Source organism: Agromyces sp. NPDC127015 (genome assembly GCF_042725165.1).
Lineage (GTDB): Bacteria > Actinomycetota > Actinomycetes > Actinomycetales > Microbacteriaceae > Agromyces > Agromyces chromiiresistens.
The window spans coordinates 102,961-129,909 of the sequence record NZ_JBHXDI010000003.1 but is presented as its reverse complement, the minus strand read 5'-3'; the positions used below and the strand labels follow the sequence as shown (position 1 = coordinate 129,909).

Below are 26,949 nucleotides of genomic sequence, written 5' to 3'. Positions count from 1 at the left end.
TCACCGCCGGGCGCGCCCCAGCCACTTGAATGCGTCGGTCAGGTTGATGCGCCCGTAGCCCGCGTGCGGGTTGCGCGGGCGGGCGTCGATGCGGTCGGATGTCTCGCGGAGCACGCGCAGCACGGTGTCGGCGTCGAGGTCGAACCCGTGGTCGCGCGCGTACGACTTCATGAGCGCGACGGCGCCGGCCACGTGAGGTGCGGCCTGCGAGGTGCCGGAGGCGACGGCGTAGCGGCCGCTCGCGAACGAACTCAGGATCCGCACGCCCGGGGCCGTGACGGTGATGTCGGCGCCGTAGGAGCTGAAGCCGGCGACGGCCCCCGCGTCGTCGCACGCGGCGACGGCGATCACGCCCGGCAGCGCTCCCGGGTAGTACTTGGTCGGAGCCCCGTCGTTGCCGCTCGCTGCGACGACGGTCACCCCGCGGCTCTGCGCGTAGCGCACGACGTCGGCGTGCGGGAGGCCGCCACCGGTGTGCCGGATGCCGACGCTCATGTTGACGACGTCGGCGCCCCGGTCGACGCACCACTTGAGCGCCGGGTTGATGTTGTCGACGATCCCGGCGCCCTGGAACCCCGTCGCGGTGCGCATGGTCGCGAGCACTCGCACGGCCATGAGCCGGCAGTCGGGGGCGACGCCGGGCTCCATCGCCCGACCGGCCCCGGCGATGATGCCCGCGACGTGGGTGCCGTGGCCCACCTCGTCTTCGGGGTCGGCGTCGGCGTCGAGCACGTCGCCGACGAATCCGCTCGTGTCGAGCCCCTCGAGGTTCACGAAGTCGGCTGCGGCGACGATCGTGCCGCGCAGTTCGGGGTGGTCGAGGTCGACGCCGGTGTCGAGCACCGCGACGAGCACGTCGGGTCGCCCGCGGGTGATCGCGTTGGCGAACGGCACGCCGATCTGATCGCCCGCCGACAAGGTCGTGCCGAGCGCGGTCGCGGGCTGGGGCACCGGAAGGTCGGTGCCGGCGACGACGAGCTGGCTGCAGCGTTCGACCGAGCGCAGCGCGGAGAGGCGCGCGAGCACGTCGGCCGACAGCGGGGCGAGGTCGTCGAAGATGATCCGGTACGTGCGATCGAGCCCGTGCATCGTCTCGGGGGGAGTCCAGACATCCATCGCGGGCACGTACTCGTGCGTCACCCAGTACTCGCGGCGCACCTCGTGGAGGACGGCGTCGACCTCGGCGACGACCGAGGTGACGACGTGCGTCTTGTCGCCGATGAACGTGATCCAGTCGGGAATGACGGGCGGCTCGGGCAGCCGCTCGCGCATCTTCAGGATCAGGTGATGCCTCACGTTCACGATTGAACGACGGCGCCGACCGCCCGACAATACGCAGTTGTGACACTATGCCGATGCGGCCGGCGGTGGTAGCGCGGGCCGTCGCCCTTCCGCCCCCGCGATGGGCGCGCGCCCGACGGCGCCCGCTCCGAGCAGTCCGAGCGACTCGGCTCGCCGCACGGCCAGCAGCCGGTCGTGCACGCCGAGCTTCTCGTAGACGTTGCCGAGGTGCTTGTGCACGGTGCGCTCGGAGACGCCCATGCGCGCCGCGATCGTGCGGGCGAGCAGCCCGTCGCCGAGCATCTGCAGCACCTCGAGCTCGCGGGCGGTCAGCCGGCGGGCGCCCGTTTCGACAGGGTCGACGGGGTCGATGGGGTCGACGGCGGGCCGCGGCGGCTGCGGCCCCGGCGACGACCCGGCGGCGCCGAGCCCGTGGCCGGACGCCACGGCGAGCGCGGCCGACGTGCGTTCGAACACCTCGAGGTGGCGGCGCAGTTCGCCGAGCCGGGTCGCCTCGCGCTCGTCGGGTCGCCCCGCGGTCGCGACGACCACCACGACGAATCCCTCGGCATCGGCGAGCACGGGCAGCTCGGCGAGGTGCGGGGTGGCGAGCCAGTCGAGCATGAAGCGGCGCGCGGTCGAGGCGTACCAGGCGTCGTCGATGCGGGCGCCGCGGAACCGCTCGAGGAAGGCGATCTCGATCGTCGACGCGAGCTTCGGCGTCTCGCGCCGCCAGAGGCAGAGCTCCGAGCGGTCGGGCTCGACCGCCCGGCCGCCGTCGCGGGCGTAGCGCACGCGGACGTGCCCGACCGCGCGGGCGTCGAACGCGACGCCGATGCGCGCCGCCAGTCGCGGGCGCGGATCGGCGCCGCCGCCGGCTTCGATCAGCGCGTCGGCGTACAGATCGAGGAGCGATCTGGCGAAGACCGCGTCGTCATCCGCCGCGCGATCCATCGGCGTACGCCCTCGATGCCACGACGCTCCCCCCGAAGCCGTCCACCGCTCGGGGCACGTCGGCGCACCCCGGCCTTCGCCGTCGTGGCAACCTGTGCGTCGGTCATTCGTTCGGGTCGGAGGAGGCGGCGTCGCCGGTCCACATCGGTAGCGCCAGAATATGGGAGTTCCTCAGCTTCCACAGCCGTCGGCGGGCCCCGCTTTCGGGGGTCAGCGTCGGCGGCGACCCCGTGGCATCCGCCCGCCCCCTCGGTAAACTGGCGCGCATGGCAGATGCAACGTTCGACATCGTGAGCAAGGTCGACAAGATGGAGGCCGAGAACGCCGTCAACCAGGCGCGAAAAGAGGTCGAGCAGCGCTACGACTTCAAGAACGTCGGCGCCTCGGTCGAGTGGAGCGGCGAGAAGGTGCTGCTGAAGGCCCAGACCGAAGAGCGCGTCAAGGCCGTGCTCGAGGTCGTCGAGTCGAAGTTCATCAAGCGCGGCATCACCCTGCGTGCGCTCGACACGGGCGAGCCCTACCCGTCGGGCAAGGAGTTCCGCATCGAGATCGCGCTCAAGAACGGCATCGACAGCGAGAACGCGAAGAAGATCTCGAAGATCATCCGCGACGAGGCGCCGAAGAGCGTGAAGAGCCAGATCCAGGGCGACGAGCTGCGCGTCTCGTCGAAGAGCCGCGACGACCTGCAGGCGACGATGGCGCTGCTCAAGGGCAAGGACCTCGACGTCGCGCTGCAGTTCACCAACTTCCGCTGAGTCGGGTGCCCGCGCCGCGCTGAGTCGGGTTCGGCGCGCTGAGTCGGGTTCGAACCTCGTTCCGCGTGCCGAACCCGACTCAGCGGGCGCGGCTGCGCGTGGAGCGCAGGGCCGGCTCGTCGGGGCGACCGATCAGCGCACGACGGCGCCGCGTCCGCGGCACGCCCATCGCCGCCAGCCGTTGTTCGAGCGGGCGCTTGCGCACCATCTCGCCCCAGTCCCACCGGTCGAAGGCGTCGGCCCGTCGGCGCAGGGCGTTCTCGCGGTCCTTCTCCCGGATGACGCGCTGGGCAGCGGCGCCGGGGCCGACCGACTCCCGCCGATCGTCGACGGTGAGGTACTTGCCGCGTCCGTCGGCCTCGCCGATCGCGCGCACCGACGGCCACCAGAAGTCGACGTCGGCCGTCGTGCCGAGTTCGCCGAGCCAGAACCGCTGCTGCAGCACGGGCGGTTCGAAGCCGAACTCCTCGATGACGAGACGGCTGGCCGTCTCGAAGACCGTCTCGGCCCGTGCGGTCGCGCGTTCGAGCACGGCCTCGGTGCGACGGCTGCCCGGATACGGCAGCAGGCGCTCATGCTCGGCCCGCAGTCGCTCGAGGGTCGTGCGCGGACCGCCCGACGACCGACGCGGCACCCACAGCGCGGCATCCACCGCGGCGAGCGCAGCCGCAACCGTCGCGACGCGGCACACCTGGATCAGCGTGTACTCGACCGAGGTGACGACCCGGTCGCCGACCCGGACGAGTGACGGCGCCCGGCTCACCCCCACGCCGACGACCCCGCCACGGCGGAATCCGGTCGGACCCGGCGAGAGCACCGAGACCTCGTGCGGCCAGCGACCGTAGGTCGGGAGCCCGAACAGCGCGAGTGCCGAGAGCCCGGTGAACACCGGAGCATGCATCGCCTCGGCGGCGCCGTGCACGAGGTGCAGGTGGCGCAGCTCGTCGCGCCGCCAGGCGGGCGTCGTCGCGGCGGGCGCTTCGGCGTAGAACCCGCGTCGCACCCGTTCGAGGCGGCCGGCCGACACCTCGGCCGCGAGGCGCCGTTGCAGCCCGGCATCGCGCACGTCGGCGAACCTGATGAGCCCGGAGGGCAGTCGGGGAAGATCCATCGCCCCAGCTTCCGCTGACCCGTGGCCCACGGATGCCGCATCCCTCCGCCACGTGGACACCAGCCGCCGCGCTCCCCCTGTGCAGGACGAGTCGCCGCTCACCTGAGTCGGGTTCGACCCGCTGAGCATGTTTCGAGCACCGCTCAGCGCGCCGAACCCGCTTCACGCCGGCGCGTAGCCGCCGAGCCACCGGGTCATCGCGGCGTACGCGGCCGCCCGGGCGGGCTCGGCCGAGAGCATGACGTCGTGCAGCGCGCCGTCGATGCGCTCGATCGCGACGGTGGGCCCGAGCTTCGTCGCCCGCTCGGCGATCTCGTCGACGACGAGCACGCTGTCGGTCGACCGCATCGCCTCGTCCCACCGGGTGAGAATGGTCGATCGTGCCGACAGCAAGGTGAGCACGGGCGCGCCGACGTCGATGCCGGCGGCGACGGTCGCGTGCCCGGTGAGCACGGCCGAGAGCCACACCGAGTTCGTCGCGAACCCGCGGTCGGGGCGCCAGTCGTGGTCGTACTCCCACTCGCCGCCCTGCTCGCGGGCGACGGCGCGCGTGTAGAACCCGAGGTCGACGTTCGGCAGCGGCGCGAGCGGATGCACCCGGGCACCGAACTGCATCATGGGTGCGATCGCCTCGCGCCCGATGCGCGACAGCTGGAACTCGAGCCACGGGCTGTTGAGCACGATCGCCGACGCGACGCCCGGGTGCCGCGCGGCCCACAGCGACAGCGTCAATCCCCCGGTCGAGTGCCCCATGACGAGCAGGCGCCGGCCGGAGGCATCCCCGCCGTGCCCCATGGCCGCGAGCGCGGCCGCGATGTCGGCGTCGTAGTCGGAGAGGCTCGTGATGAGTCCGGGCGTCTGGCCGGGGCGCAGGCTGCGCCCGTACTTGCGCAGGTCGAGCGCGAAGAAGCGCGCGCCGAGCCCGGCCCAGTACGCGGCGAGCTCGGGGTTGAAGAAGTAGTCGCTCCAGCCGTGCACGTAGAGCACGTCGATACCGGATGCCGCGGCCCGGCGCCACCGCCACCGCCATGCCGGCCGGTGCCTGACCAGGGTCGCGACCACCTCGCCTTCGGCGTCGTCGCCGAGCGGGAGGGTCAATTGTTCGAAGCCGGGGCCGAGGATGTCGGGGCGCCACGTCGGGGTCTCGCCAGACCCCGCGGGCAGCGTCTCGGAGGGCGTCGCGTCGGCTGATGTCGGCTCGGCCACGGCTCCCCCCTCCCCAGGCGGCGTGTGTGGGGTCAGCCTATCGAGGCAGGGTGGCGAGTGATCGTGGCCCCGCTCGAACGTGCCGCTGATTCAACCGCGCCGATTAGCGATTGAATGCCTGCACAATCCCGGCGACAGCAGGTGTCATCACGATGATGAACAACACAGGTAGGAGGCAGAAGATGAGCGGGAAGAGGATCTTCACTGTCACTTTCTGGGCTTGCTCTTCGGCGCGCTGCCGACGCTTGAGACGCATCTCGCTGGCCTGAATACGCAGCACATCCCCGAGGGCGATGCCATATGCATCAGCCTGGACAACGGCGCGAGCGAACCGACGAAGGTCCGTCGAACTCGACCTCTGCTCGAGCTCGCGAAACGCATCACGACGGGTTCGCCCGATCGACATATCCTGCAGCACACGCACGAGCTCCTCGGTGAGCGGCCCGATACCGCCGCGAGCAGCCTTCGCCATCGCTGCATCGAATCCGAGGCCAGCTTCGACGGCGATCGTCATCTGATCCAACGTGTCCGGTAGCGCAACGCCGATCGCCTCCTGTCGATCGTGCGCGCGAGAGTTGATGAGCACATCGGGCAGAAAGAACGCCAGTATCGTCACGAAGAACGCAAGAAAGACGATCAGCGGTTGCGGCCCGGACCGGGAGATCACGAGCACGCTCAACAACAGCGCGACGATCGGGAGCACGATCTTCCAAACAGCCAACGCGTTCGGCGTCCAACCGCTCGGGCGGCCGGCGTAGACGATCTGTTTTTCGAGCCAGCCGATGTAGCCCTTCGGGGCGGCCGAGACGATACGAGCACCGATCGACCCCTGCTGGACCGGCCCTACGTGTGGCGCAACCGCGGGGCCCTCCTCCGTTGCAACGCGCTTCGATTCTTTGGGAAACAGCAGGAAGACGAAGAGCCCGAAGCACGCGGCAGTGATGACCGCGATGAAGATCACAACGATTGACATCTCAGAACTTCACTCTCGCTGCGAAGAACACCCAGATCGAACCGACGACGAGCAATACGAACGCTACAAACAACGCGATCCAGCCGACCACGTTCGTAAAGAAGAACGACACGTAGGTGGGATTCACCAGGAGTAGAAAAAGGAATACGCCGATCGGAAGCGCAACGAGGATGATTGCGGAGAGTCGACCCTCAGCACTCAATGCTCGAACATGGCGGCGGATCTGGTTGCGCTCGCGGATCGTCTTGCCGACTTGGTCGAGGACTTCCGCAAGATTGCCGCCCGTCTCCTGGTTGATCGCGATCGCCTGAGCGACCCACTCGAAGTCGGCGCTCTTCATTCGGAGGGCAATCGCGTGCAGGGCATCAGACAGTGGCCGACCAAGTCGAGTTTCATTGACGACACGTGCCAATTCCTCCGACACTGGAGCTTCTGCCTCGACGGCAACCGCTGCAAGGCTTCGATTGAGTCCATGACCCGCGCGAAGCCCTCCAGCGATCATCTGCACGAGGTCATCGATCTGGTCGGCGAACTTCGCACGCCGAGACGAGGTGCGCGACGCCACGATGAACTTCGCGATCACGGGGCCAAGGAAGCCGAAAAGCAGTGCAAGCCAGATCGAGGTACCGCTCGTCAGGCCGAGGAGTGCGCCGAGCAAGGCAAGCACAGCTGAGCCCGCGAATACGAAGATCGCGAACCCCGACGGCTCCGTCTTAATGCCGGCGAGCTCGAGTTCTTCCTCGCCGAAGAGCTGGCGCTTCTGCTTCGCAGCTGCATTATCGAGTGCGGCCGTCGTCGCCTGTGTCATTCGAGTGAGCGGCGAAACATACTCGGCCCCGGGGGCGAGCCGTCGGTCTCGGGCGACGCGAGGTGCCGGAGGGGCGATCACGAAGAAGATCAGAGCGAGCAACGCCAGCAGCACGACGACGAGGCCGCCAATGAGCAGCCCCGGATTCATCGAATCTCTCCCAACGGCACGTCGTCGAAGATCTGGTCTTGGAACAGCGCCATCGGCAGCGCGATCCCGGCATCGGCGATGCGCTCCGCGAAGCGAGGGCGCACCCCAGTCGGGCGAAGACGCCCGAGCAGCCGACCGTCACGGTCGTAGCCTGCCGAGTAGTCGAACGTGAACGCATCTTGGAGCGTGATGATCTCACCTTCCATGCCGTGCACCTCGGTGACGTGCGTGATGCGGCGCACACCGTCTTTATGCCGGCTGATCTGCACGATGACGTCGATCGCCGAGGCGATCTGCTCACGGATCGCACGCAAGGGCAGTTCCATGCCGGCCATCAGCACAAGCGTCTCCATGCGGGAGACCGCGTCGCGCGGCGAGTTGGCATGCAGCGTCGAGATCGACCCTTCGTGGCCGGTGTTCATGGCCTGAAGCATGTCGAGCGATTCCGCGCCACGAACCTCACCGACGACGATTCGATCGGGCCGCATACGAAGCGAGTTGCGCACGAGGTCGCGGATCGTGATCTCACCACGCCCTTCGACGTTCGCCGGGCGCGATTCGAGTCGTACGACATGCTCCTGTTGCAGTTGCAGCTCGACGGCGTCTTCGATCGTGATGATGCGCTCGTCACCAGGGATGAACGCCGAAAGCACGTTCAGCAGCGTCGTCTTACCGGTGCCCGTACCACCGGAGACAAGAATGTTCATCTTCGCCCGTACGGCCGCGTCGAGTACGGTCGCGACTTCGCGATTGAGGCTGCCGAAACTAATGAGGTCGTTGACCGTATAGGGGGTACCTGCGAACTTTCGAATCGTGAGGGAGGCTCCATCGACGGCGAGCGGCGGGATGATCGCGTTCACACGCGAACCGTCTTCGAGTCGCGCGTCGACAAGGGGCGAGGACTCGTCGATGCGCCGGCCGACCTTCGCAACGATCCGTTCGATCACGCGGCGAAGCTGCGGCTCACCCGTGAAACGGTGCGGCGATTCCTGCAACCGACCATCGCGCTCGACATAAAGCCGGTCGAAGCGATTGACCATGATTTCACTCACGGTCGGGTCGGCGAGCAGCGGCTCGAGCGGCCCGTATCCGAGCACATCCGCACCGATGTCGTCGATCAGACGATTTCGCTCGGCTGTCGAGAGTGCCAGTGGCTCGCCAGCGACGATGTCGGCGAGTTCGGCCCGAGCGAGCTGGTGCAGTTGCTCCTCGGTCAGCGAAGCGTCGTTCAGACGAGCACCGATCCTGCCGAAGAGCTCCTCTGCCGCCTTCTCCTTTACGGCAGCGAGCGGGTCAGGTACACCCGCCGAGCGGGTCTTCTGCGCCCGGGACTCAGCCGACGGTTGGAAGTACGACGATTCCGTAGCTCCGACGAAGAGTTCCGCGGTCGGCTCGGCCGACTGATCGGAGTGTTCGGGCGCTGGCTCGACGGTGGGAGCCACGAGCGGGGCAGCCAGCGGCGACTGAGCCGCTACATCGTGGTCGCCACGGAGGGCATTCAGTCGATCATTCAGGTTCATTCGATCGCCGCCTTCTCTGGATCTTGCTGCGCTTCGGGAACGCGTCGGGCGCGATGCGGAGCACGATCGATCGGATCGCCTTCGCGGCAGGGTCGCGCACATCGTCGTGGATGAGCGGCACTCCGCGGTTCGAGGCGAGCAGCACCGCCGACGACTTGGGCACCTCGATGTCAACTGGTGCGCCGATGATGCTCTCGACGTCTTTGATCGTAAGACCGCTGTTCTTGTCGGTCTGGTTCACGACGATGTGCCGGTTGCCAGGCATGAGCCCCAGCTTCGTCAGCAGTTCGAACTCGGTTCGTGTGGCACGCAGACTAGGCACCCCCATGTTGCTCACGAACACGGCATCGGTGACGTGCTCGAGGGTCACCAGCGTGTGCTCGCCGAGCCCCGGGGTCGTGTCGATGACGACATAGCGGAACGTCGCGCGCAACCTCGTGATGAGCTCGGCAAGCGCAGCCGGTGCCACTTGATCGCCGAGCTCGGGTGACGGTGCGCTCGCGACCACGAAGAAGCCGTCGTCGTGGTGGGTAAGCGTGGTCTTCAGAACGAGCTCGTCAATCGCCGCGTCGGCCACAGCATCGACGATTGTCCCTTCTGGCTTGAGTGCGAGTGCAGCTGTGATATCACCGAACTGGAGATCGGCGTCAACGAGCACCACCGAGTTCGGGGCGACCTCGGCAAGCCCAGTTGCGAGGTTGATCGCGATGGTGGTTTTGCCCTGGCCTCCTTTCGGAGCGACGACGGCGATGGCCTCGGTCGGCACACCTGCCTCGATCGGAGGGAACTCCCACTCAGGCAGCTGCGGCTCGGGTTCAGGCTCAGGTTCGGGCTCGCTGGCTATCGGAGGAACGTCCGCGACCGTCTCAAGACCCGTGTCGATTCCCTCGAGGATCTCCTCATCGATCTCCAGTGCCAACGGCGCATCGAAATCGTGCTCCCCGGCCCGCCCGTTGGCGATGAGCCATCCAGCCAAGCGATCGAGCAGGCCCACGGTCGTGTCATCGCTCGCGTCGGGGCTCAGTACCGCATGCAGCTCGAGCTCGTCCACCCAATCCTCGAGGTCGGAGCGCTGCTCCCGCACGACGATCAGGCCGAGATCGCGATGCTTCGCAGTGAGCGCTTCGACGAGGCCCTTCGTCTCCTCGTAGTTGAGCACGGGCCCGAGCAGCGCGATGCGAGGGCTGTCAGGCACCCGACTCACGACCGCCTCCGGCCCGAACGTGAGGAATTCGCCAGGGATCACGGCAAGTCGTTCGCCGAGCAGAGACCGCAGACGGGTCTCGTACTCGGCGGAGCGACTGACGAGAAGGAACGGAACCACTATCTGAAGTTGATCTCGTTGACCGGTGCGGAACCGGAGGTGTCGGTTGCATCATTCTGCAGCGTTGCCCAAATCCCGACGTACGGAATGTAGTCGCCCTGCTGTTCGTAACCTTCCATCGCCCAGACGAGGCGCTCGGCATCGTGGGTGGCGAGCGCAACCGTCAAGAGGATCGTGTCGCCGCTCGTCTCCTCTTCCGACGAGTCGCCGTCACTCACGTTCTCGCCGATCTGCGCATTGGTGACCAACACGTTGTTGAAGGAGAACTGCGTCTCAGGTACGAATGTCGGAGTCCCGTCCTTGATGTCCGCGCCGACCTCGTACTTCGTGACGACAAGCCCGATCTGACTGCCCGCTCGGACGGCGCCGCCCACCATCCGCTGCACGGGGAGGGCGAAGCTGACTTCCTGCATCCCGGCCGGCACATCGACGTCTCCGCGCGACGCCTTCACCGCTGGGTCCACGAATTGCGCCTGCAACAACTGCTCACCGACGAGCACCTTGCCGTCCGCAACCAAGCCATCAAGCTCAGAGAGTTCGGTCACCGCGTTCTCGGGGATGTTCTTCTTCGGCGCAGTATCGAGCTTGACGAAGTCGCCAACCGATTCACCCGGTGTGCCGCTCGGGATCTCTTTGGTGACCACGTAGACGTCAGCGAGCTCCGCGCCCTGCTGGGCGCGTGCATCGGCGTTGCGCACGTAGCTGATGAGGAAGAACGCACCGACGACAGTGAGGACGAGCGCGATGATCGCGCCAATGATTCGGGTCTTCATGATGTACGGGTCTTTCGGGCCGGGTCGAGCGTGCGGCTACTCGATCAAACTGACTGTGGTCGAGATGTCGGTGCCGGGGACGGACCCGACTGGTACGTATCCCTGGAATTCGACAAGGACGCCGCGGCAACTGCCAGTGCAGTTCAGGTTGTTAACGTCTCGCCGAGTCTCGTCCCAGACTTGCGGAAGGTTAGGGGTACCGCTGAACGCCCACGAGTACAGGGTGACCTTGGCGTACTCCTTGATGTGCCAGATCGCCTTGCCCCCGGGCCTGTCTCCGATCTTGTAGTCAGCGAGGGGAATGTAAACGGTGCCTCCAGAGAGAGATTCTGTGAAAGCCGCATGGCAGACCGGAATGTTCGGGATACCGGGGTTGCCAGGGTCGCTCCCAACGGAGCCGTCGGCGTCGATATCAGCGATGCAACCGACCGGGTTCCCATCGTCATCCAGCATCAGGTCGAGCCAACCAAAGCTCCCCTTTGCGGGGGGCTCTGCAGGGTCACCCTTGCACTCCTTGTTTCTGTCGTAAGTGATCCAGTGAAGGCGACCGTCACCTGCGGCCGTGATATCGAACTCGCACGTGGTAATCGCCAGCGGGAGGGTGATGTCGCCGGCAGCCCATTGCGCGGTCGCAGTCGCAGTCACAGGGCTGTCATCGGTCACTCCGATCACCGCCGCAAACGGGTGATATGGCGTCGTCGTACCGTCACCGTTCAGCGTGCTGACATCGATCCGGACAGTGCGCGCCGACCGATCGATCACCTGATCGTCGATCGCGACGGTGGCGTCCTTCGCGTTGCCATTGGCGAAGTTCGACGCAATGGTCGTATTGCCGCTCGATGGGCACCGGCTGACCGAGCACTTCGTGGCGACGGCGAGAGCCGCCGAATCGGCGGCATTCTGCAACTGCGCGCGCTCGTAGTAGAGCATGCCGGTATCGACGCCGATCGCAGCCATGCCGAAAAGCGGCACGAGCAGGATCACAATGAGCACGGCGCTTGCGCCACGCTCACGGCGAAGTCTTTCCATCAACCGCCGCATATCATCTTGCTTTCTGCGGTGAGCACCCGACCGGGTGCAATGAGCCAGTTGAGCCACCCGGTGAGTCCCGGAGCTTCGAGCGATGCGACCGCCGTGACCGAGAGGGGCGTATCGTCCGGATTCGTCGGTGCGCACTCCATTGATGAGAACGTGATCGTCGCGCCGGGAGTGAGTGGTGCTGCCGCAAGCCCCTCCGCGATCGCCTCCGAATCGGCTCCAGGTTCGGCCCAATGGATCGCCATCGTCCTCGCGGCTTCACGAGCCGCGTTGCCGAGGGAGACCTGCTGCCCAAACGCCCAACCGAACTCGACGATGCCGAATACGACCGTGAGCAGGAGCGGCAGGATCAACGCGAACTCGACGGCCGCAGCGCCACGGTCGATCGCTCGATGCTTCGCCATGCGATGCCCTCTCTACACGCATCTACGATGCGCCGGAGTGGCGAACCGCATCTTGCGGCCCGCCACTCCACGTGAATCTCGCTTAGAGCGCGTCGACGACGGTCTGGAACGCGGCCTGGATCTGCGTGCCCAGAGTCGCGACGACCGCAACGATTACTGCAGCGATGAGCGCGACGATGAGGCCGTACTCGACGCCGGTCGCGCCGTCTTCGGAACGGACCGAGTTGATGCGCGCCTGGAGACGCGTGTATGCCTTCAGCATGGTGGATCCCTTCGGGATTTGCAGGAATTCCTGCACCTCCCGCGGAGGGGTGGTGCATTCCGCATGCGGGTACATGCGGTGGAATGAAGTTATCCGCCGTTCTTCGGGTGACCTATGCCCCCCTTTGGGGGAGACATCACGGGATAGGCGCAAGAAATGGCCAAAATCCGCGGCTCTGCGCGCAAGATGCGGCCGCGTGCCCCCCGGTCTGGGGGTTCATCGGGGTACAAGAATGGGGTACAAAAGTACCCGCTCGACGGGGTACACATGTACCCCGACGCTGGTGACATAGCTCACCCTGAACGTGTTTGACCTGGTCGGCATCTGCGGTCAACCGACGCTCCACGGCCGGAGCGCATCCAGCCGCGCGGTCCACGGCGCGGCCATCATGCCGGCGTTCGGGCGGCGCTCGACCTCGGCGACGGTGACCCACTCGGCGGCCGCGACCTCGCTGACTTGCAAGACGAGTTCCATTCCGGGCACCTCAATGGAGGTGACGTAGAAGTCGAGCAGGGCCGACGCCTCGGCGAACCGACCGACGAGTTCGAGTGCATCGAGCTCGAGGCCGGTCTCCTCACGGAGTTCGCGACTTGCCGCCTCGCGACTCGTCTCGCCGGCCAGGGCGCTGCCGCCGGAGAACTCCCACGCGAGCGGGAACTCCTGCTTCTGCGCCGCGCTGGGTGAGGAGCACCCGTCCATCCTCGCGCTGCACGCAGACGGCGACGATCAAGTGGAAGCGCCCGCTCGGCCAGCCGGGCGCACCACGACGAAAGCGCTCACCGGTCGGCACGCCGTCGGCGTCGACGACGTCCCACCACTCCTCGTCGAGGTTCACGAAGGTCAGTATGCCGGTGGGTCGCCGCTGCCATGATGGGGCGATGATCCAGCGCAACGACCTGCTCGCGGTGCTCATCGACGCCGACAACGTACCGCCATCGAAGATCGGCGCAGTGCTCGCCGAGGTCGCGCGTCTTGGCACCGCATCGGTGAAGCGCGTCTACGGCGACTGGACCAAGCCGAATCTGGGGAGCTGGAAGTCCGTCGCGAGCGAGCACGTGATCCAGCCGATGCAGCAGTTCTCCAACACGACCGGCAAGAACTCCACCGACAGCGCGCTCATCATCGATGCGATGGACCTGCTCTACACCCGACGATTCCAGGGATTCTGCATCGTGTCGTCTGACAGCGACTTCACACGTCTCGCGTCTCGAATCCGGGAGGAGGGCGTGGCCGTCTACGGGTTCGGCGAACGGAAGACGCCCGAGTCGCTCCGCAACGCGTGCGATCGGTTCACGTATCTGGACGTGCTCGAAGAGCCCGAGGCTGAAAACGCAGCGGCCGTACTCACACCGGTTCCGACCCCGAAGCTGCGCACCCACGGCAAGCTCGTCTCCGGACTCCGCGCGAGCGTCGCCTCGGCATCTGGAGAGGACGGCTGGGCGAGCCTCGCCGCTGTCGGTAGCCTGATGCGCAGTCAGCAGCCCGACTTCGACTCGCGCAACTGGGGCTACGCGAAGCTCTCCGAGCTCGTGCGAGCGACGGACCTTTTCGTGGTCGCAACGTCGCCGACCGGTGTCATCCGTGTTCGAGCGAAGGGCAAGAACGGGAGCTGACGGCTCGTTTCCTTCGACGGACCCTGGCCAGAGCGGCATCCGGCCGAGCGTCAGGCTCAACGCAACGGTATCCGGAACGTCGCAAGCACAGCCCCGGTGCCTCCCATCGCCGCAGTGATGACACCGAATCCGAGCAGAGCCCAGACGATCACGATGTTCTCGGTGATGAGCCCCACCGGAAAGCAGAACGCGGGCACTGCGATCATCAACGCCTGCCACCACGGAGCGCCGAGGAACAGCGTGATGACGGCGGCCGCGGCGACGAGCCCGGCGCCCACCGCGAATGCCACGTAAGCGGTCGCCGCGCCTTCCGGCTCCACCGGCGTGACTCTGAACAGTGCTGCGAACGACTTGATGAAGATCAGCCACATCCCGTAGATGACGAACAGTATCCAGACAGCGGTGAGGATGATCCGGATCGTCCGGTGACGAACGCGGGTCGGTGCGGCTCGTCCGGCTTGTGCCGCGTTCGCGCCAGTGCGCGAGCGGTCCGTGCCCGAGGCATCCGGCATGAGCCAATTCACCTGCTAGAGCCGTCGGGCGGAGGGAACGCACGAACGAACGTGACGACGCCTCCGATCGCCAGGGTGACGAAACCGAACGCCAGCGCGATCCATACGTAGCCGGGTTCCTCGCCGCTGAGAAACCAGAGCGGCAGGCCGAGCGTAGGCAGCGCGATGAGCAGCGCCTGCCACCAACGCGCCCCGAGCACCAAGGCGATGATGGTCGCGACGACGAAGCAGCCGAAGCCGAGCGCCATCTCGCGAATCGCGAGGGCCCGCTCATCGGGCGTCGGGTACTCGCCGAAGAACACGATCGTTCGTGCCGCACCCGACCACGACTGCGCGTAGCCCAGTGGAATCAACAAGGCCCAGAGCAGAATCAGTCCGACGCGCGCCGGCCACGGCAGCCTGCCGCCTCGCGCTCGTCGAGTCGGTGCGACCCCGGTTGGTTCGCTCATAAGGCTTATGCAACTCGCGCTTCGTCGGGTTCTCTACCCCCAGTTGCGGCATCCGCGCCCAGATGCCCCGGGAACGGGGGCTGCCCTCGCCATTCGCCCGGCAGGTAGGACTGGAGCAGCAGGGCCGGCCGCTTGCGGTGCGAATTACCCGGTGCAGCGCAGCTCCCACCCAAGGGGAGCCGATGCGACGGGCTCTGCCCCTCCAACGGGGTGTACCCCTCGACCGGTCTGATGGGGGACACTCGGGGGCAGGGTGAGTCGGGGATCCGTGGCAGGGCGCCGGACCACCTCGGAGTTGCTCTCGTGGGTTGATGCCGGGTAACGCGATCCTCGCGGGTTCAACTTCCGGTCTGCGTGATTCCGCCAGTTGCGTCCGGCAAATCCGCGAGCTGAGTTCCGCGAATCCGCGAGTTAAATTCCGCGAATCCGCGAGTTGAGTTCCGCGAATCCGCGAGTTGCGACTAGGTTGGCGTCATGGAGACACTCCTCTCCCGCCATATCCGGGGTTTCGCCGCCGAGGCTCTCGGAGCGTTCCCTGCCGTCGTTCTCGAAGGCGCTCGACAGGTCGGCAAGAGCACGCTGGCGAGTCAACTCGCGACGACGCAGACTTCGTTACTGCTCACACTCGACGATGAAGATTCGCTCCGCGTCGCTCGCGACGACTCGAGAGCGTTCGCCGAGCAGCTGCCGGCCGGCACCCTCGTCATCGACGAACTGCAACGCGCGCCCGAACTCATCCTGGCGATCAAGGCTGCGATCGACCGAGACCGGCGCAACGGGCGGTTCATCATGACCGGCTCGAGCAACCTTCTGCGCCTCACCCGCACGCCCGACAGTCTCGCGGGCCGCGCGATCACCATCCAACTCCGGCCGTTCAGCCAAGGCGAGATCGAAGGGCGAGCCGATGACCTTCTCGCCGAACTTCGCGCAGGAGCCGCGCCGAACACCTTCACGACCGAGATCGACCGCACGGGATACGCGCGGATCATCGCGCGCGGCGGCTACCCCGATGCCCGGAGGCTGACCACGCGGCTTCGCAATGCGTGGTTCGACAGCTATGTCTCCCGGCTCATGGAGCGCGATGTCGCCGACCTCGCGCCACGCGTCGACCCCGGCCGGATCAGCACCGTGCTCAAGCTTGCGGCAGCGAATCAGTCTGGCGAGTTCGTCAAGGCACGCGTCGCGCGTGCAGCGAGCCTCCCCGAGACGACCATCACGAGCTACACCGACCTGCTCGAGACGATGTTCCTGCTCGAGCCGCTGCGACCGTGGGGGGCGAATCTGACGAGCCGTGCTGTGTCGCGGCCGAAGATGTTCGTCACCGACCCCGGCCTCGCGTTGCGCCTTTCACGCGTCACCGAAGACCAACTCACACCGATCGACAGCACCTTCATCGGGGCCGCGATGGAGGGGTTCGTCGTGACTGAACTCTGGAAGCAGCGCAGTTGGAGCGTTGAGGACTACGAGCTCTTCCATTACCGCGACCGCGACGGCGTCGAGGTCGACGTCATCGCCGAGTTCGCCGACGGCAGCGTCATCGCGTTCGAGGTGAAGTCCGGAAGCACGCCGAAACCCGAGCATGTCAAAGGCCTCGCGTTCTTGCGCGACCGGCTCGGGGACCGGTTCATCGGAGGATACGTGCTGAACACCGCGCGGCAGGGCGCAGTGCTCGGCGACCGATTGTGGGCACTGCCTGTGGCCGCGCTATGGGAGTTGCAGGCCGGTCGTTCCGCTGACGATTAGCGGCTATTCGTCGTGCCACGGGCGCACGGAGAGCCAGCGAGCGTGCAAGCTGCAGGGCGCCGCCGGTCGGCCTGCCAGTCTCTGACGCGATCCCTCGGGCGTGAGAACCTCGCCCAACGGTGTGTCGGTGAATCATCCGGAAGATCGTTAGCCAGCTATTCGCAGCGAAGAGCTGGCTGAATGGCAGTTGGGCTGGCGACATGGCGAGCATGACTGCTGCTTCCGCGGCGCGCCGGGCCGCGATACAAGCTCGGCGGGCAGCTGTCGACGCTGTGCTCGTGCGCTATCACGCATCGAACCCACGCGTCTTCGGTTCCGTCGCCCGAGGGGATGCGACGCCCGCCAGCGACGTGGATCTTCTCGTCGATCTCGAGGCGAACGCCGGCAACCCGCTCCTCCGCATCGCCGGAATCGGCGAGGAACTGAGTGAGCTTTTCGACTTCCGAGTCGATGTCGTCGCTGAGCAGTTGCTCAAAGACGGGGTGGCAGCAACCGCTCTGAGTGAGTTCCATATCGACCTTCTTAGCGCGGTTCCAGCCTCGATCACTCAGCCCCTCAGCCCGCCGCCAGCCACACCGCGACGAGCGCGCCCGCGAGCATCGACGGCCCGAACGGAATCGAACCCCGCAGCGTCACCCGCTTGAGCGCGAGCGCGATGAGCGAGATCACCCCGCCGATCACGAATGCGGCGAGCAGGGCGACGAGCCAGGCCGACAGGCCGAACCACCCGGCGACGAGGCCGATCACGAGGGCGAGCTTCACGTCGCCCATGCCCATCGCCGACGGCGAGATCAGGGCGAGCACGAAGTAGGCGGCGAACATCGCGGCGGCGCCCGCGAGCGCCCAGACGAGCCGCATCCACTCCCCCGTCGCCCACGTCGCAGGCACGAGCAGCACGCCCACCACGGCGAGCGCGGGGAACACGACCGCGTTCGGCAGCCGCTTCTCGGCGAGGTCGACGATCGCGAGCACCGTCGCGAACGCGGCGAATGCGACGAGCGCCGGCAGCAGCCACTCGAGGCCCACCCGCAGGGCGAGCAACCCGAACGTGACGGCGGCGGTCACGGCCGAGGCGACGCGGATCGTGCGCCGAGGCATCCGCCCGTGTTTCATCGAGTGCTCGGCCCACGCGGCCAGCGGCCACCAGCCCAGCACGAAGCCGACGACCGCCAGAACGACCGCGATGAGCAGCGCCGGGGGGTCGAGAAGCATGGTGAGCAGCGTAGCGGCAATACGGGGTGTGCGGATCGGGTGTGGATGACTCGCGCGCCGGTCATCGAGACGCGTCAGCGCTGCGCGTGGGCGCTACTCTGCCGCCGGTTGGGGGCGCCGCCGCACCGCGTTCGCGTAGACCCACACGTAGTTGTCGTGGCGGGTCGCGGGGTCGGGGTACTGCACGAGCACGGCGCCGCGCGTCCACGCGATCGCCGTACCCTCGACCTCGCGGGGCTCCTCGAACGCGACGCGATACCGGATCGTCGCCGTGACCGGCACCGCCTCGCGTGCGTCGTTGCGGCGGCCCGTGCGACGCACCTCTGAGGTCGTGAGCGACACCGGTGCGCCACGCTTCGCCTGCGCGAGCAGGAGGTCGTCGGACCGCTCGTCGGCGCGCTCGGGGTAGCGACGATTGGTGCCCATCTACGCCGCACCCGATCGACTCGTCGCGGGCACCACGTGAAGGTCGCCGGTCGCCTGCACGTGGCCGTTCACGTGTAGGTCGCTTCGACGACCCACCCGGAGGGCGCGAGCCGCAAGTCGAACACGAGCACGTCGTCGCCGTCGGAACGGCCGGTGACCCGCCAGCCCGGAGCGAGCAGCACCTCGGCCGGCGGATGGCTGATGCCCGAGGGCCACTCGGGCTGGCGCGTGAGCGGCGTCGGGGTGTCGATGACCCGATACCTCGTGCCGTGATAGACGAGCCGCGCCGGCCGATCGGAGCCGTCGAGCCAGACGGCCACCGGTTCCGCCTCACTGAGCGTGAGCATCATGACCTCCCCACGAGTTCGAACAGATATTCGAAACTGTAAGCGAGATGTCCGCGACACGCCAAGACGTACGTTCGCCTGCGGCGCCTCGGGAACCTCGCGCAGCGAACGACGCCGCCCGCATCTCAGGGGCGATACTCAGGTGCAGGTGGTGATCTCGGTGCTTGACTCGCATAGTCTGAGCAGACCCGTCACCGATGGAGGAGCCATGAGCGCATACGTCATCGCCCTTGTTTCGACCAGCGCGATCACCGCTGCCGGCGCCCTGGTCGCCCTCACCGCCGTGATGGGCCACCGTCGACGACTCGCCGCCCCGGCACGCGACCCCCGACTGCAGCAGGAGCTCGCCGAGGTCCAGCGGCAGATCGATCAGGGTCGACGCAGCTTCTGACCCGTCGACGCGCGCCGGCGTTGCCCGACCGACGATAACGTGCGCGCGCCGCTCCTCGACCGACGGTGCGGCTACGCCACCTCGTCGCGCGACACGTCGACCATCTCGTCACGGGGCACGACCTTGACCCGCACGCGCTCCTCGGCCGCGCCGAGCGCCAGCTCGTGCTCGTCGAGGCGGTGCCAGCCGTCGAGATCGGTCCAGCGGATGCCGCGCGAGTCGAGCATCTCGATCACCGACTCCTCCGACGGCGACTCGGGGTGCCACCAATTTCCGAGGTCGTTGATGACGTGCTTGATGGTCTCCATCGCGTCCGACTTGGTGTGGCCGATGAGGCCGACGGGGCCGCGCTTGATCCAGCCGGTCGCGTACACGCCGTACATCTGGCGCGCCTCGCCCGTCTCCTTGTCGCGAATGAGCACCTGGCCCTCGTGGTTCGGGATGACGCCGAACTTCTTGTCGAACGGCACCCCCGGCAGCGGCGACCCGAAGTAGCCGACGGCGCGGTACACCGCCTGGATCGGCAGCTCGCGGATCTCGCCCGTGCCGACGACCCCGCCCGCGCCATCCGACTTCGTGCGCTCCCAACGGATCGCGCCGACCTTGCCCGTGCCGTCGTCGACGATCTCGAGCGGCTTCGCGAAGAAGTGCAGGTGCAGCCGGCGCGACGCCTGGCCGACCTCTCGCTGACGCCACTGGTTCAGCACCTTGTCGATGACGAAGACCTGCTTGTTGCCCGATACGGCGGCACGCGCGGCGTCGTCGTAGTCGAAGTCCTCGTCGTAGACGATCATGTCGACGTCGCGCAGCTCGCCGAGCTCGCGCAGCTCGAGCGGCGTGAACTTCACCGACGTCGGGCCGCGACGGCCGAACACGTGCACGTCGGTCAGGGGCGAGGCGGCGAGACCAGCGGCGACGTTCGCGGGGATCTCGGTCACCATGAGGTCTTCGACGTGCTTCGCCAGCATGCGCGACACGTCGAGCGCCACGTTGCCGTTGCCGATCACGGCCACCTCGCGCGCCTCGAGCGGCCACGTGCGCGGCACGTCGGGGTGCCCGTCGAACCAGCTCACGAAGTCGGCTGCACCGTACGAGCCCTCGAGGTCGATGCCCGGAAGGTTCAGGGAGGCGTCGCGCACCGCACCGGTCGCGAAGATGACCGCGTTGTAGTGGTGCTTGAGGTCGTCGAGGGTGATGTCCTCGCCGAAGCGCACGTTGCCGAAGATGCGGATGTCTCCACGGTCGAGCACCTCGCGAAGCGCCGTGATGATGCCCTTGATGCGCGGGTGGTCGGGCGCGACGCCGTAGCGCACGAGACCGTACGGGGCCGGCAGGTGGTCGAACAGGTCGATCGAGACGTCGAAGTTGCGCTCGGCCTTCAGCAGGATGTCGGCGGCGTAGATGCCGGCGGGGCCGGCACCGACGATCGCCAGTCGCAGCTTGTTCCTCGTCACGTCTCTCCTCGTAGGTCTGTCGATGCCGCTCCAGCCGATCGGCCGGGACGGCATCGGTCTAACTCTGCCGGTCGACGACCGTCTCGGCGAACCTCGTCAGCGCCTTCTTCACGCTGCCGTCGGGCAGCGGGGCCAGCGCCGCGACCGCCTCGTGCGCCCAGCGGTGCGCCTCGGCGAGCGTCGCCTTCGTCGCCTCGTGCTCGCGCAGCTCGGCGACGATCGCGTCGACCGTCGCCCGCGACGGCACGATGCGCGACGCCATGGTGTTCGTGTCGAGCGCGTCGCCGAGCTCGGCGGGCTTCGCCGGCAGCACGTCGCGCTCGATGCGGGCGTGGAGCTCGGCGGCCGAGGCATCCGTCTTCGCCATCTCCGCCAGCCGCAGCAGCGGCAGGGTGACGACCCCGGCGCGCAGGTCGGTGCCGGGCACCTTGCCCGTCTCTTCGGGCTGGGGCGACAGGTCGATGACGTCGTCGATGAGCTGGAAGGCGACGCCGACCTTCTCGCCGAACTCGATGATGGGCGCTTCGAATGCCGGGTCGGCGCCCGAGAAGACGATGCCCGACTGCGCGGCCGCCGCGATGAGCGAGCCCGTCTTGTCGGCGAGCACCCGGATGTAGTGCTCGATCGGGTCGTCGGCGGGCGTCGGGCCGACGGTCTCGTGCAGCTGGCCCAGCACGAGCCGTTCGAACGTGTCGGCCTGCATCTTGATCGCCCGCTCGCCGAGGCTCGCCATGAGCTGGCTGGCACGTGCGAAGAGCAGGTCGCCCGTGAGGATCGCAACCGAGTTGCCCCACACCGAGTGGGCACTGGGTACGCCGCGACGCCGGTCGGAGTCGTCCATGACGTCGTCGTGGTACAGCGAGCCGAGGTGCGTGATCTCGATCGCCTCGGCGGCGGTCACGACGTCGTCGGTCACGCCGGCGCCGAGCTGCGCGGTCAGCAGGGTCAGCATGGGGCGGACCCGCTTGCCGCCCGCCTCGAGCAGGTACCGCGTCGAGACGTCGGCGATGGAGTCGGCGAACAGGACCTCGCGCACGAGACCCGCCTCGACGCGTTCGATGCCCTCGTCGATCGCTCGCGCCATGGCCTTGTCTGCGGCGGACGCGAAGACCCGCTCGCTCAGCCCGAGATTGGCGGCGAGCGCTGAGCCGCGACGTGCGACCGGGTGGCTCGGATTCACGCCTAACAGCCTACCGGTGCCGATATGCGGGCCCGTGTCACCGACGGCGAACGGATGCCTCGTGCTTCGCCGCTCAGGCGAGCGGCTTCGTCGCCCGGTGCAGTGCGACGACCCCCATCGTGAGGTTGCGCCACGCGACCTTCGTGTAGCCGGCCTCGCGGATCCAGCTCGCGAGGGCGGGCTGGTCGGGCCACGCCCTGATCGACTCGTTGAGGTACTCGTATGCGGTGTCGTTCGAGCTCGAGAGCTTCACGAGCGGGGGCATCACGTAGCGCTGGTAGACGTCGTAGCCGAGTCGCACGAACGCGACCGGCGGGTGCGAGAACTCGCAGATCACGAGGCGGCCGCCGGGCTTCGTCACGCGGAAGAACTCGTCGAGCGCGCGCTTGGGCTCGTTGACGTTGCGCAGGCCGAACGAGATCGTGACGGCGTCGAACGAGGCGTCGTCGAACGGCAGCTTCGTCGCGTCGGCCTCGACGAACACCAGGTTCGGCACGTGCGCCTGACGGCTGCGGCCGACCTCGATCATGCCGGGCGAGAAGTCGGCGGCGACGACCGAGGCCCCCGACTTCGCGAGACTCGCGCTCGAGGTGCCCGTGCCGGCGGCGACGTCGAGGATGCGCTCGCCGGGCCTCGGGTCGACCGCGCGTGTCGTGGCGACCCGCCAGAGCGGGGCGTTGCCGACCGAGAGCACGTTGTTGGTGCGGTCGTACGCGGCGGCGACGCGATCGAACATCGCCGACACCTCGCGAGGGTCCTTGCCGAGGTCTGCGCGCGTCATCCCTCGAGTCTACCGGCGGGCGTCGCGCGCCGATGAGCCCGGTGCCGGTGCCGGATATGCCGGGTGCCGGCTACCCGCCGAACGCCTCGACGATCGGACGGAACTTCATGTCGGTCTCGGCGAGCTCCTCGGCCGGCACCGAGTCGTGCACGATGCCGCAACCGGCATACGCCGTCACCGTGCCGTCGGGGTCGACCTGCGCGCAGCGCAGCGCGATCGCCCACTCGCCGTCGCCGTCGCCGTCGACCCAACCCACGGGCCCCGCGTAGCGGCCCCGGTCGAAGCCCTCGAGCTCGGCGATCGCGCGCAGCGCGACCTTGCGCGGGGTGCCGGCGACCGCGGCCGTCGGGTGCACCGCGCGCACGAGGTCGAGCGAGTTCGACCCGTCGCCGAGCGTGCCCTTGAGGTCGGTCGCGAGGTGCCACAGGTTCGGCAGCTGCAGCGTGAACGGCTCGGGACTCGTGTCGAGCCGGGTGGTGTGCGGTGCGAGCCGCTGCACGGCGCTCGCGACCGCGAGCGCGTGCTCGGCCAGGTTCTTCTCGCTCGCCGCGAGGGTGGCGGCATGATCGCGGTCGGATGCCTCGCCGGCACCGCGCGGCGCCGTGCCCGCGAGCACGCGCGCCGACACGGTGCCGTGATCGACCCGCACGAGGGTCTCGGGGCTCGCGCCGATGAGTCCGTCGACGGCGAAGGTCCACGTGTCGGGGTAGTCCTCGGCGAGCCGGTTGATCGTGGCTCGCAGGCCCGCGTCGTCGCTCAGCGTGCCGACGAGCTGCCGCGCGAGCACCGCCTTCTCGAACTCGCCGGCGTCGATGCGGCGCACCGCCTCGGCGACGGCGCCCTCGTATGCCTCGGGCGGCATCGAACCGGGCTCGAAGGCGACCCGTGGGACCTGGCGCTTCGGCGACGGCTCGGGAATCGTCACCTCGGCGGGCGTCTCGAAGCCGATGCGGGTGACCCATGCGCGGCCTTCGCGACGACCGATGACGAGCTCGGGCACGATGAGCACGCTCGTCGCCGTCGACTCGTCGGCGAATGCGAACGCACCGAACGCGACGAGCCCCGTTCCCGGCAGGCCGACCCGGTCGTCGATGTCGGCGGCCTCCGCGAGCGAGGTCCACGCCGACGCGGCATCCTCGATGCGGGTGGCGCCCGACGACTCGATGCGCAGCACTTCGCCGAGTCCGACGATGCCCTCGCCGCGACGCAGCCAGACGAGCGGATGGCGGGGGTCGGTGCGCGGAATCAGGGGTTCGGTCTCGTCGACGGCCACCGTTCTGACCACGAGGCGCGCCCTGGCGTGCGTCTGACTCACCGCACCAGCCTACGCCCGCGCCCGACCGCGCCCGCCGGTCAGCTGGCGGCGAGACGCGCGCGCTCGGTCGCGAGGTCGAAGTCGGCCAGCGGCCACGACAGGTCCATGGCCTCGAGCGCGTCGATGAGCAGGTGCTGCACCGCGAGCCGCGCGTACCACTTGCGATCCGCCGGAATCACGTACCACGGGGCATCCGGCGTCGAAGTGCGGTCGAAGACCGCTTGGTAGGCCTCCTGGTAGGCGGGGGCGAGCACTCGCTCGTCGATGTCGCCGGGGTTGAACTTCCAGTGCTTGTCGGGGCGGTCGAGCCGTTCCTGCAGGCGCTCCTTCTGCTCGTCGCCCGAGATGTGCAGCATGACCTTGATGACGGTGGCGCCGCCCGCGACCTGGCCGCGCTCGAACTCGTTGATCGCGTCGTAGCGGCGCTCGATCTCCTCGGGCGGGGCGAGTTCGCGCACCCGGCCGATGAGCACGTCCTCGTAGTGCGATCGGTCGAAGACGCCGATCATGCCCGGTCCGGGCGTCTCCTTGCTGATGCGCCAGAGGAAGTCGTGGCCGAGCTCCTCTTCGGTGGGCTTCTTGAACGATGCGAGCTGCACGCCCTGCGGGTCGACGGCGCCCATGACGTGCTTCACGATGCCGCCCTTGCCGGCGGTGTCCATCGCCTGCAGCACGAGCAGGATGCGGCGGCGGTGCCCGCCCATGCGGCTGCCGGCGAACAGCTTCTCCTGCAGCTCGGCGAGGATGCCGGCGCCTTCGTCGAGCGCGTCCTTGCCCTCGGACTTGCCGCCGTCGAAACCCGGGTGCGTGTCGGTCGGCGCATCGGCGAGGCGGAACCCCTCTCCCACGCGCAGCAGTTCGGAGGGATCGGCGGTCCAGAACGATTCGCGGCTCATGCGGCCATCCTGCCGGTGCCGCGGCGACCGCGGCAAGGGGTGGCCGAACGCCTCAGCGCGGGAGCGGCACCTCGAGGATCGTCGGCCCCTCGACCCGCTTCGCGAGCGCCTCGTCGAGCTCGCCTCGGGTCGTCGCGCGCAGGTATCCCCAGCCGTACGCGGTCGCGAGCGCGGCGACGTCGACGTGCTGCGGCGTGTACTGCACGCGGTCGAATGCGTCGGTCGGTGCCGTGCCGGCCACTTCGAGCGAATCGAAGATGGTGCCGCCGCCGTCGTTGCCGACGATCACGAGCAGCCGCGGCCGCGCCTCGCCGGCGCCGATCAGCATCGACCCGACATCGTGCAGCAGGGTCAGGTCGCCGATGAGGGCACGGGTCGTGCTCGAGTCGGCAGCACCGCCGCGGGATGCCTCGGCCGAGGCCGCGATCGACCGCTCGACCTGTTCGGCCGCGGCGAGCATGGCGGCGAGCTCTCCGCCCGCGGGCCGAGGCGCGGAATCCGAGTGGGTCGAGGAGCGAGAGGCGGGCGTCTGGGAACCCGGCTGCGGCTGGACTCGAGACGCGTCCTCCTTCGCCGGGCGCTCGTCGACCGGCTCTTCCGCCGAGGCATCCAGCTGGCTCGCGATCGCGATGCCGAGCGCGGTGGCGACCGTTCCGTCGATGCCGGCGAGCCCGCGGTTCGCATGCGCCGCGATGCGGCGGCCGGGCACCGCCCGGTCGGCGTCGCGGATCAACCGCGACGCCCCGAACACGAGTCGGTCGTGCGGCCACGTCGCAGCCCAGACCGCGTCGACGAGCATGCGGCGCGTGATCGGCGCGCGCACCCCGTCGAGCTGGGCGCGCATGAACTCGCGATGCGCCTCGAAGTCGTGCACGTGCCCCGTCTCGTCGATGCCCGGCGAGACCGGCGGCGGCGCGGTCGGCAGGCCGGCGTCGACGACGATGCGGCTCGCATGCACCCAGCGCCGGACCCAGGCGCGCTCGTCGGGGGTCGGCGATGCGGGGTCGGCGTGCACGGCGCGTTCGAAGCGGCGCACGCGACGGCCCGGGTTGAACCATTCGACGCCCGACGGAGCGACGACGATCGACTCGACGTCGTCGCGCTGCACGAGCGCCGGCACCTCGCGCGACAGCGTCGGATGCCCGAACACGACGACCCGCTGCACCTGGTCGCCGAAGCCGGGCTCGCGCAGCAGTTCGCGGTAGGCGACGACGAGGTTCGGTCCGAAGTGCGCACCGCTCGTGACCTCGGCGATGAGCGGCCAGTCGCCCGCACGTGCGAACGCCTCGGCCTCGGGGCCGGCTCCGGCGCCCGCGACGACGACGGTGCGCGGGCCGCGGGCGATGAGGGCGCCGGTGGGGCCGCCCGGGTTTCGAGACGCTCCGACGCCGCTCTCCGACCCGCTCGAGGCGGCCGGGTCTCGTGACGCTCCGTCGTCGCTCGACGACCCGCTCCACGCCGACGACAGCGGTTCGCGCAGCTGCAGGTTCACGTGCACGGGTCCGGGCCCGGGGTGCGCGATGATCCCGCCGTCGAGGTCGCGCCCGAGCGCCGCGGCGAGTGCCTCGCGCGCGAGCCGCTCGGCGGCGGCCGCCTCGCCCGGGGCCCCCTCGGGCGCGGTCACGTCGCGTTCGAGCCGGACCGCTCCCGCGAAGATGCCGGGCTGCATGGTCGTCTGGTTCGAGCGGATGCCGCGCATCTCGGCGGGGCGATCGGAGGTGACGAGCACGAGCGGAACCCCCGAGTGATGCGCCTCGAGCACCGCGGGATGCAGGTTCGCGACCGCCGTGCCCGAGGTCGTCACGACGACGGCGGGGCGGCCGCGCTCGACGGCGAGGCCGAGCGCGAGGAATCCGGCGCCGCGTTCGTCGATGCGCACATGCAGGCGCAGCCGGCCGAGCCGCTCGAACTCGGCGGCGGCGAGGGCGAGTGCCTGCGACCGCGACCCGGGTGCGACGACGACATCGGTGACCCCTGCCGCGGTCAGGGCGTCGAAGAGCGCGACCGAGTAGGCGGTGGCGGGGGCGGTCTCGAAACGCTCGCCGGCGCTCACCGCTCGACCACCGGGGCG

General features: G+C 68.5%; 29 protein-coding genes. 5 read left to right on the top strand and 24 right to left on the bottom strand.

Annotation, left to right across the window (positions count from 1 at the left end; translation table 11 throughout):
* Together ACFWGP_RS10015 and ACFWGP_RS10010 are read right to left on the bottom strand one after the other, a co-directional pair.
* On the bottom strand, positions 1–1,296 hold the full coding sequence (locus ACFWGP_RS10015) for a S8 family serine peptidase (protein ID WP_376930822.1): 1,296 nt from the start codon (positions 1,294–1,296) through the stop codon (positions 1–3).
* 51 nt (positions 1,297–1,347) lie between these two features.
* On the bottom strand, positions 1,348–2,235 hold the full coding sequence (locus ACFWGP_RS10010; protein WP_376930821.1) for a LuxR C-terminal-related transcriptional regulator: 888 nt from the start codon (positions 2,233–2,235) through the stop codon (positions 1,348–1,350).
* A 266-nt stretch (positions 2,236–2,501) separates the two neighbouring features.
* Here ACFWGP_RS10010 and ACFWGP_RS10005 point away from each other — a divergent pair, with 266 nt between their 5' ends.
* The gene (locus tag ACFWGP_RS10005) at positions 2,502–2,990 is read left to right on the top strand and encodes a YajQ family cyclic di-GMP-binding protein (protein WP_231428794.1); all 489 of its coding nucleotides are present in this window, start codon (positions 2,502–2,504) and stop codon (positions 2,988–2,990) included.
* 79 nt (positions 2,991–3,069) lie between these two features.
* Here the strand turns inward: ACFWGP_RS10005 and ACFWGP_RS10000 are convergent, their stop codons facing one another.
* The 11 genes from ACFWGP_RS10000 to ACFWGP_RS09950 all read right to left on the bottom strand — a co-directional run bounded on the left by ACFWGP_RS10000 (position 3,070) and on the right by ACFWGP_RS09950 (position 13,258).
* Positions 3,070–4,101, bottom strand: a complete 1,032-nt coding sequence (locus tag ACFWGP_RS10000; RefSeq protein ID WP_275506155.1) for a hypothetical protein — start codon at positions 4,099–4,101, stop codon at positions 3,070–3,072.
* A gap of 162 nt (positions 4,102–4,263) precedes the next feature.
* Positions 4,264–5,265: an alpha/beta hydrolase gene (locus ACFWGP_RS09995; RefSeq protein WP_376931047.1), complete on the bottom strand. Its 1,002-nt coding sequence runs from the start codon at positions 5,263–5,265 to the stop codon at positions 4,264–4,266.
* Between the two features lie 145 nt (positions 5,266–5,410).
* Entirely contained in the window at positions 5,411–6,280 is an 870-nt protein-coding gene (locus ACFWGP_RS09990) for a type II secretion system F family protein (protein ID WP_376930820.1), read from the bottom strand.
* Position 6,281: 1 nt separating this feature from the next.
* Positions 6,282–7,238 (bottom strand): type II secretion system F family protein, encoded by a 957-nt coding sequence (locus ACFWGP_RS09985; protein ID WP_376930819.1) that lies wholly within the window; start codon positions 7,236–7,238, stop codon positions 6,282–6,284.
* Positions 7,235–8,758, bottom strand: coding sequence for a CpaF family protein (locus tag ACFWGP_RS09980; protein WP_376930818.1), 1,524 nt, complete (start codon positions 8,756–8,758; stop codon positions 7,235–7,237). Before ACFWGP_RS09980 ends, ACFWGP_RS09985 begins: the two co-directional genes overlap by 4 nt.
* Complete coding sequence (locus ACFWGP_RS09975; RefSeq protein WP_376930817.1) at positions 8,745–10,082, bottom strand: CpaE family protein; 1,338 nt, start codon at positions 10,080–10,082, stop codon at positions 8,745–8,747. Before ACFWGP_RS09975 ends, ACFWGP_RS09980 begins: the two co-directional genes overlap by 14 nt.
* A complete protein-coding gene (locus ACFWGP_RS09970) occupies positions 10,082–10,855 on the bottom strand; it encodes a Flp pilus assembly protein CpaB (RefSeq protein WP_376930816.1) in 774 nt (257 codons plus the stop codon). Before ACFWGP_RS09970 ends, ACFWGP_RS09975 begins: the two co-directional genes overlap by 1 nt.
* Positions 10,856–10,891: 36 nt before the next feature.
* A complete protein-coding gene (locus ACFWGP_RS09965) occupies positions 10,892–11,896 on the bottom strand; it encodes a pilus assembly protein TadG-related protein (RefSeq protein WP_376930815.1) in 1,005 nt (334 codons plus the stop codon).
* Positions 11,884–12,297 carry a TadE/TadG family type IV pilus assembly protein gene (locus ACFWGP_RS09960; RefSeq protein WP_376930814.1) on the bottom strand — a complete coding sequence of 138 codons (414 nt, stop codon included), beginning with the start codon at positions 12,295–12,297 and terminating at the stop codon, positions 11,884–11,886. Before ACFWGP_RS09960 ends, ACFWGP_RS09965 begins: the two co-directional genes overlap by 13 nt.
* Before the next feature lie 82 nt (positions 12,298–12,379).
* Entirely contained in the window at positions 12,380–12,559 is a 180-nt protein-coding gene (locus tag ACFWGP_RS09955; RefSeq protein WP_376930813.1) for a Flp family type IVb pilin, read from the bottom strand.
* A 330-nt stretch (positions 12,560–12,889) separates the two neighbouring features.
* Positions 12,890–13,258, bottom strand: coding sequence for an NUDIX domain-containing protein (locus ACFWGP_RS09950; RefSeq protein WP_376930812.1), 369 nt, complete (start codon positions 13,256–13,258; stop codon positions 12,890–12,892).
* Positions 13,259–13,437: 179 nt separating this feature from the next.
* Between ACFWGP_RS09950 and ACFWGP_RS09945 the strand changes: the two genes are divergently transcribed.
* Positions 13,438–14,172 carry an NYN domain-containing protein gene (locus tag ACFWGP_RS09945; RefSeq protein WP_376930811.1) on the top strand — a complete coding sequence of 245 codons (735 nt, stop codon included), beginning with the start codon at positions 13,438–13,440 and terminating at the stop codon, positions 14,170–14,172.
* 56 nt (positions 14,173–14,228) lie between these two features.
* Here ACFWGP_RS09945 and ACFWGP_RS09940 read toward each other — a convergent pair whose 3' ends face one another.
* Entirely contained in the window at positions 14,229–14,684 is a 456-nt protein-coding gene (locus ACFWGP_RS09940) for a hypothetical protein (RefSeq protein WP_376930810.1), read from the bottom strand.
* Between the two features lie 8 nt (positions 14,685–14,692).
* Positions 14,693–14,986, bottom strand: a complete 294-nt coding sequence (locus ACFWGP_RS09935; RefSeq protein WP_376930809.1) for a hypothetical protein — start codon at positions 14,984–14,986, stop codon at positions 14,693–14,695.
* A 621-nt stretch (positions 14,987–15,607) separates the two neighbouring features.
* Between ACFWGP_RS09935 and ACFWGP_RS09930 the strand changes: the two genes are divergently transcribed.
* Positions 15,608–16,876: an ATP-binding protein gene (locus ACFWGP_RS09930; protein ID WP_376930808.1), complete on the top strand. Its 1,269-nt coding sequence runs from the start codon at positions 15,608–15,610 to the stop codon at positions 16,874–16,876.
* A gap of 200 nt (positions 16,877–17,076) precedes the next feature.
* A complete protein-coding gene (locus ACFWGP_RS09925; RefSeq protein WP_376930807.1) occupies positions 17,077–17,520 on the top strand; it encodes a nucleotidyltransferase family protein in 444 nt (147 codons plus the stop codon).
* Here ACFWGP_RS09925 and ACFWGP_RS09920 read toward each other — a convergent pair.
* The 3 genes from ACFWGP_RS09920 to ACFWGP_RS09910 all read right to left on the bottom strand — a co-directional run bounded on the left by ACFWGP_RS09920 (position 17,432) and on the right by ACFWGP_RS09910 (position 18,861).
* Positions 17,432–18,088 (bottom strand): prepilin peptidase, encoded by a 657-nt coding sequence (locus tag ACFWGP_RS09920; protein WP_376930806.1) that lies wholly within the window; start codon positions 18,086–18,088, stop codon positions 17,432–17,434. The genes ACFWGP_RS09925 and ACFWGP_RS09920 overlap by 89 nt on opposite strands.
* Positions 18,089–18,181: 93 nt before the next feature.
* Entirely contained in the window at positions 18,182–18,514 is a 333-nt protein-coding gene (locus tag ACFWGP_RS09915) for a hypothetical protein (RefSeq protein WP_376930805.1), read from the bottom strand.
* A gap of 68 nt (positions 18,515–18,582) precedes the next feature.
* On the bottom strand, positions 18,583–18,861 hold the full coding sequence (locus ACFWGP_RS09910; RefSeq protein ID WP_231428812.1) for a hypothetical protein: 279 nt from the start codon (positions 18,859–18,861) through the stop codon (positions 18,583–18,585).
* Positions 18,862–19,069: 208 nt separating this feature from the next.
* Here ACFWGP_RS09910 and ACFWGP_RS09905 point away from each other — a divergent pair, with 208 nt between their 5' ends.
* Positions 19,070–19,252 (top strand): hypothetical protein, encoded by a 183-nt coding sequence (locus tag ACFWGP_RS09905; protein WP_231428813.1) that lies wholly within the window; start codon positions 19,070–19,072, stop codon positions 19,250–19,252.
* 71 nt (positions 19,253–19,323) lie between these two features.
* Here ACFWGP_RS09905 and ACFWGP_RS09900 read toward each other — a convergent pair whose 3' ends face one another.
* From ACFWGP_RS09900 to menD, 6 genes are all read right to left on the bottom strand, one after another.
* Positions 19,324–20,760, bottom strand: a complete 1,437-nt coding sequence (locus ACFWGP_RS09900) for an FAD-dependent oxidoreductase (protein WP_376930804.1) — start codon at positions 20,758–20,760, stop codon at positions 19,324–19,326.
* Positions 20,761–20,764: 4 nt separating this feature from the next.
* Positions 20,765–21,886: a polyprenyl synthetase family protein gene (locus ACFWGP_RS09895; RefSeq protein WP_275506142.1), complete on the bottom strand. Its 1,122-nt coding sequence runs from the start codon at positions 21,884–21,886 to the stop codon at positions 20,765–20,767.
* Between the two features lie 73 nt (positions 21,887–21,959).
* Positions 21,960–22,667 (bottom strand): class I SAM-dependent methyltransferase, encoded by a 708-nt coding sequence (locus ACFWGP_RS09890; protein ID WP_231428816.1) that lies wholly within the window; start codon positions 22,665–22,667, stop codon positions 21,960–21,962.
* A gap of 70 nt (positions 22,668–22,737) precedes the next feature.
* Positions 22,738–23,982, bottom strand: coding sequence for an isochorismate synthase MenF (locus ACFWGP_RS09885; protein WP_376930803.1), 1,245 nt, complete (start codon positions 23,980–23,982; stop codon positions 22,738–22,740).
* A 38-nt stretch (positions 23,983–24,020) separates the two neighbouring features.
* Positions 24,021–24,878 carry a polyphosphate kinase 2 family protein gene (locus tag ACFWGP_RS09880; protein WP_231428818.1) on the bottom strand — a complete coding sequence of 286 codons (858 nt, stop codon included), beginning with the start codon at positions 24,876–24,878 and terminating at the stop codon, positions 24,021–24,023.
* Between the two features lie 52 nt (positions 24,879–24,930).
* A complete protein-coding gene (gene menD, locus ACFWGP_RS09875; protein WP_376930802.1) occupies positions 24,931–26,931 on the bottom strand; it encodes a 2-succinyl-5-enolpyruvyl-6-hydroxy-3-cyclohexene-1-carboxylic-acid synthase in 2,001 nt (666 codons plus the stop codon).
* Between the last annotated feature and the right edge of the window lie 18 nt (positions 26,932–26,949).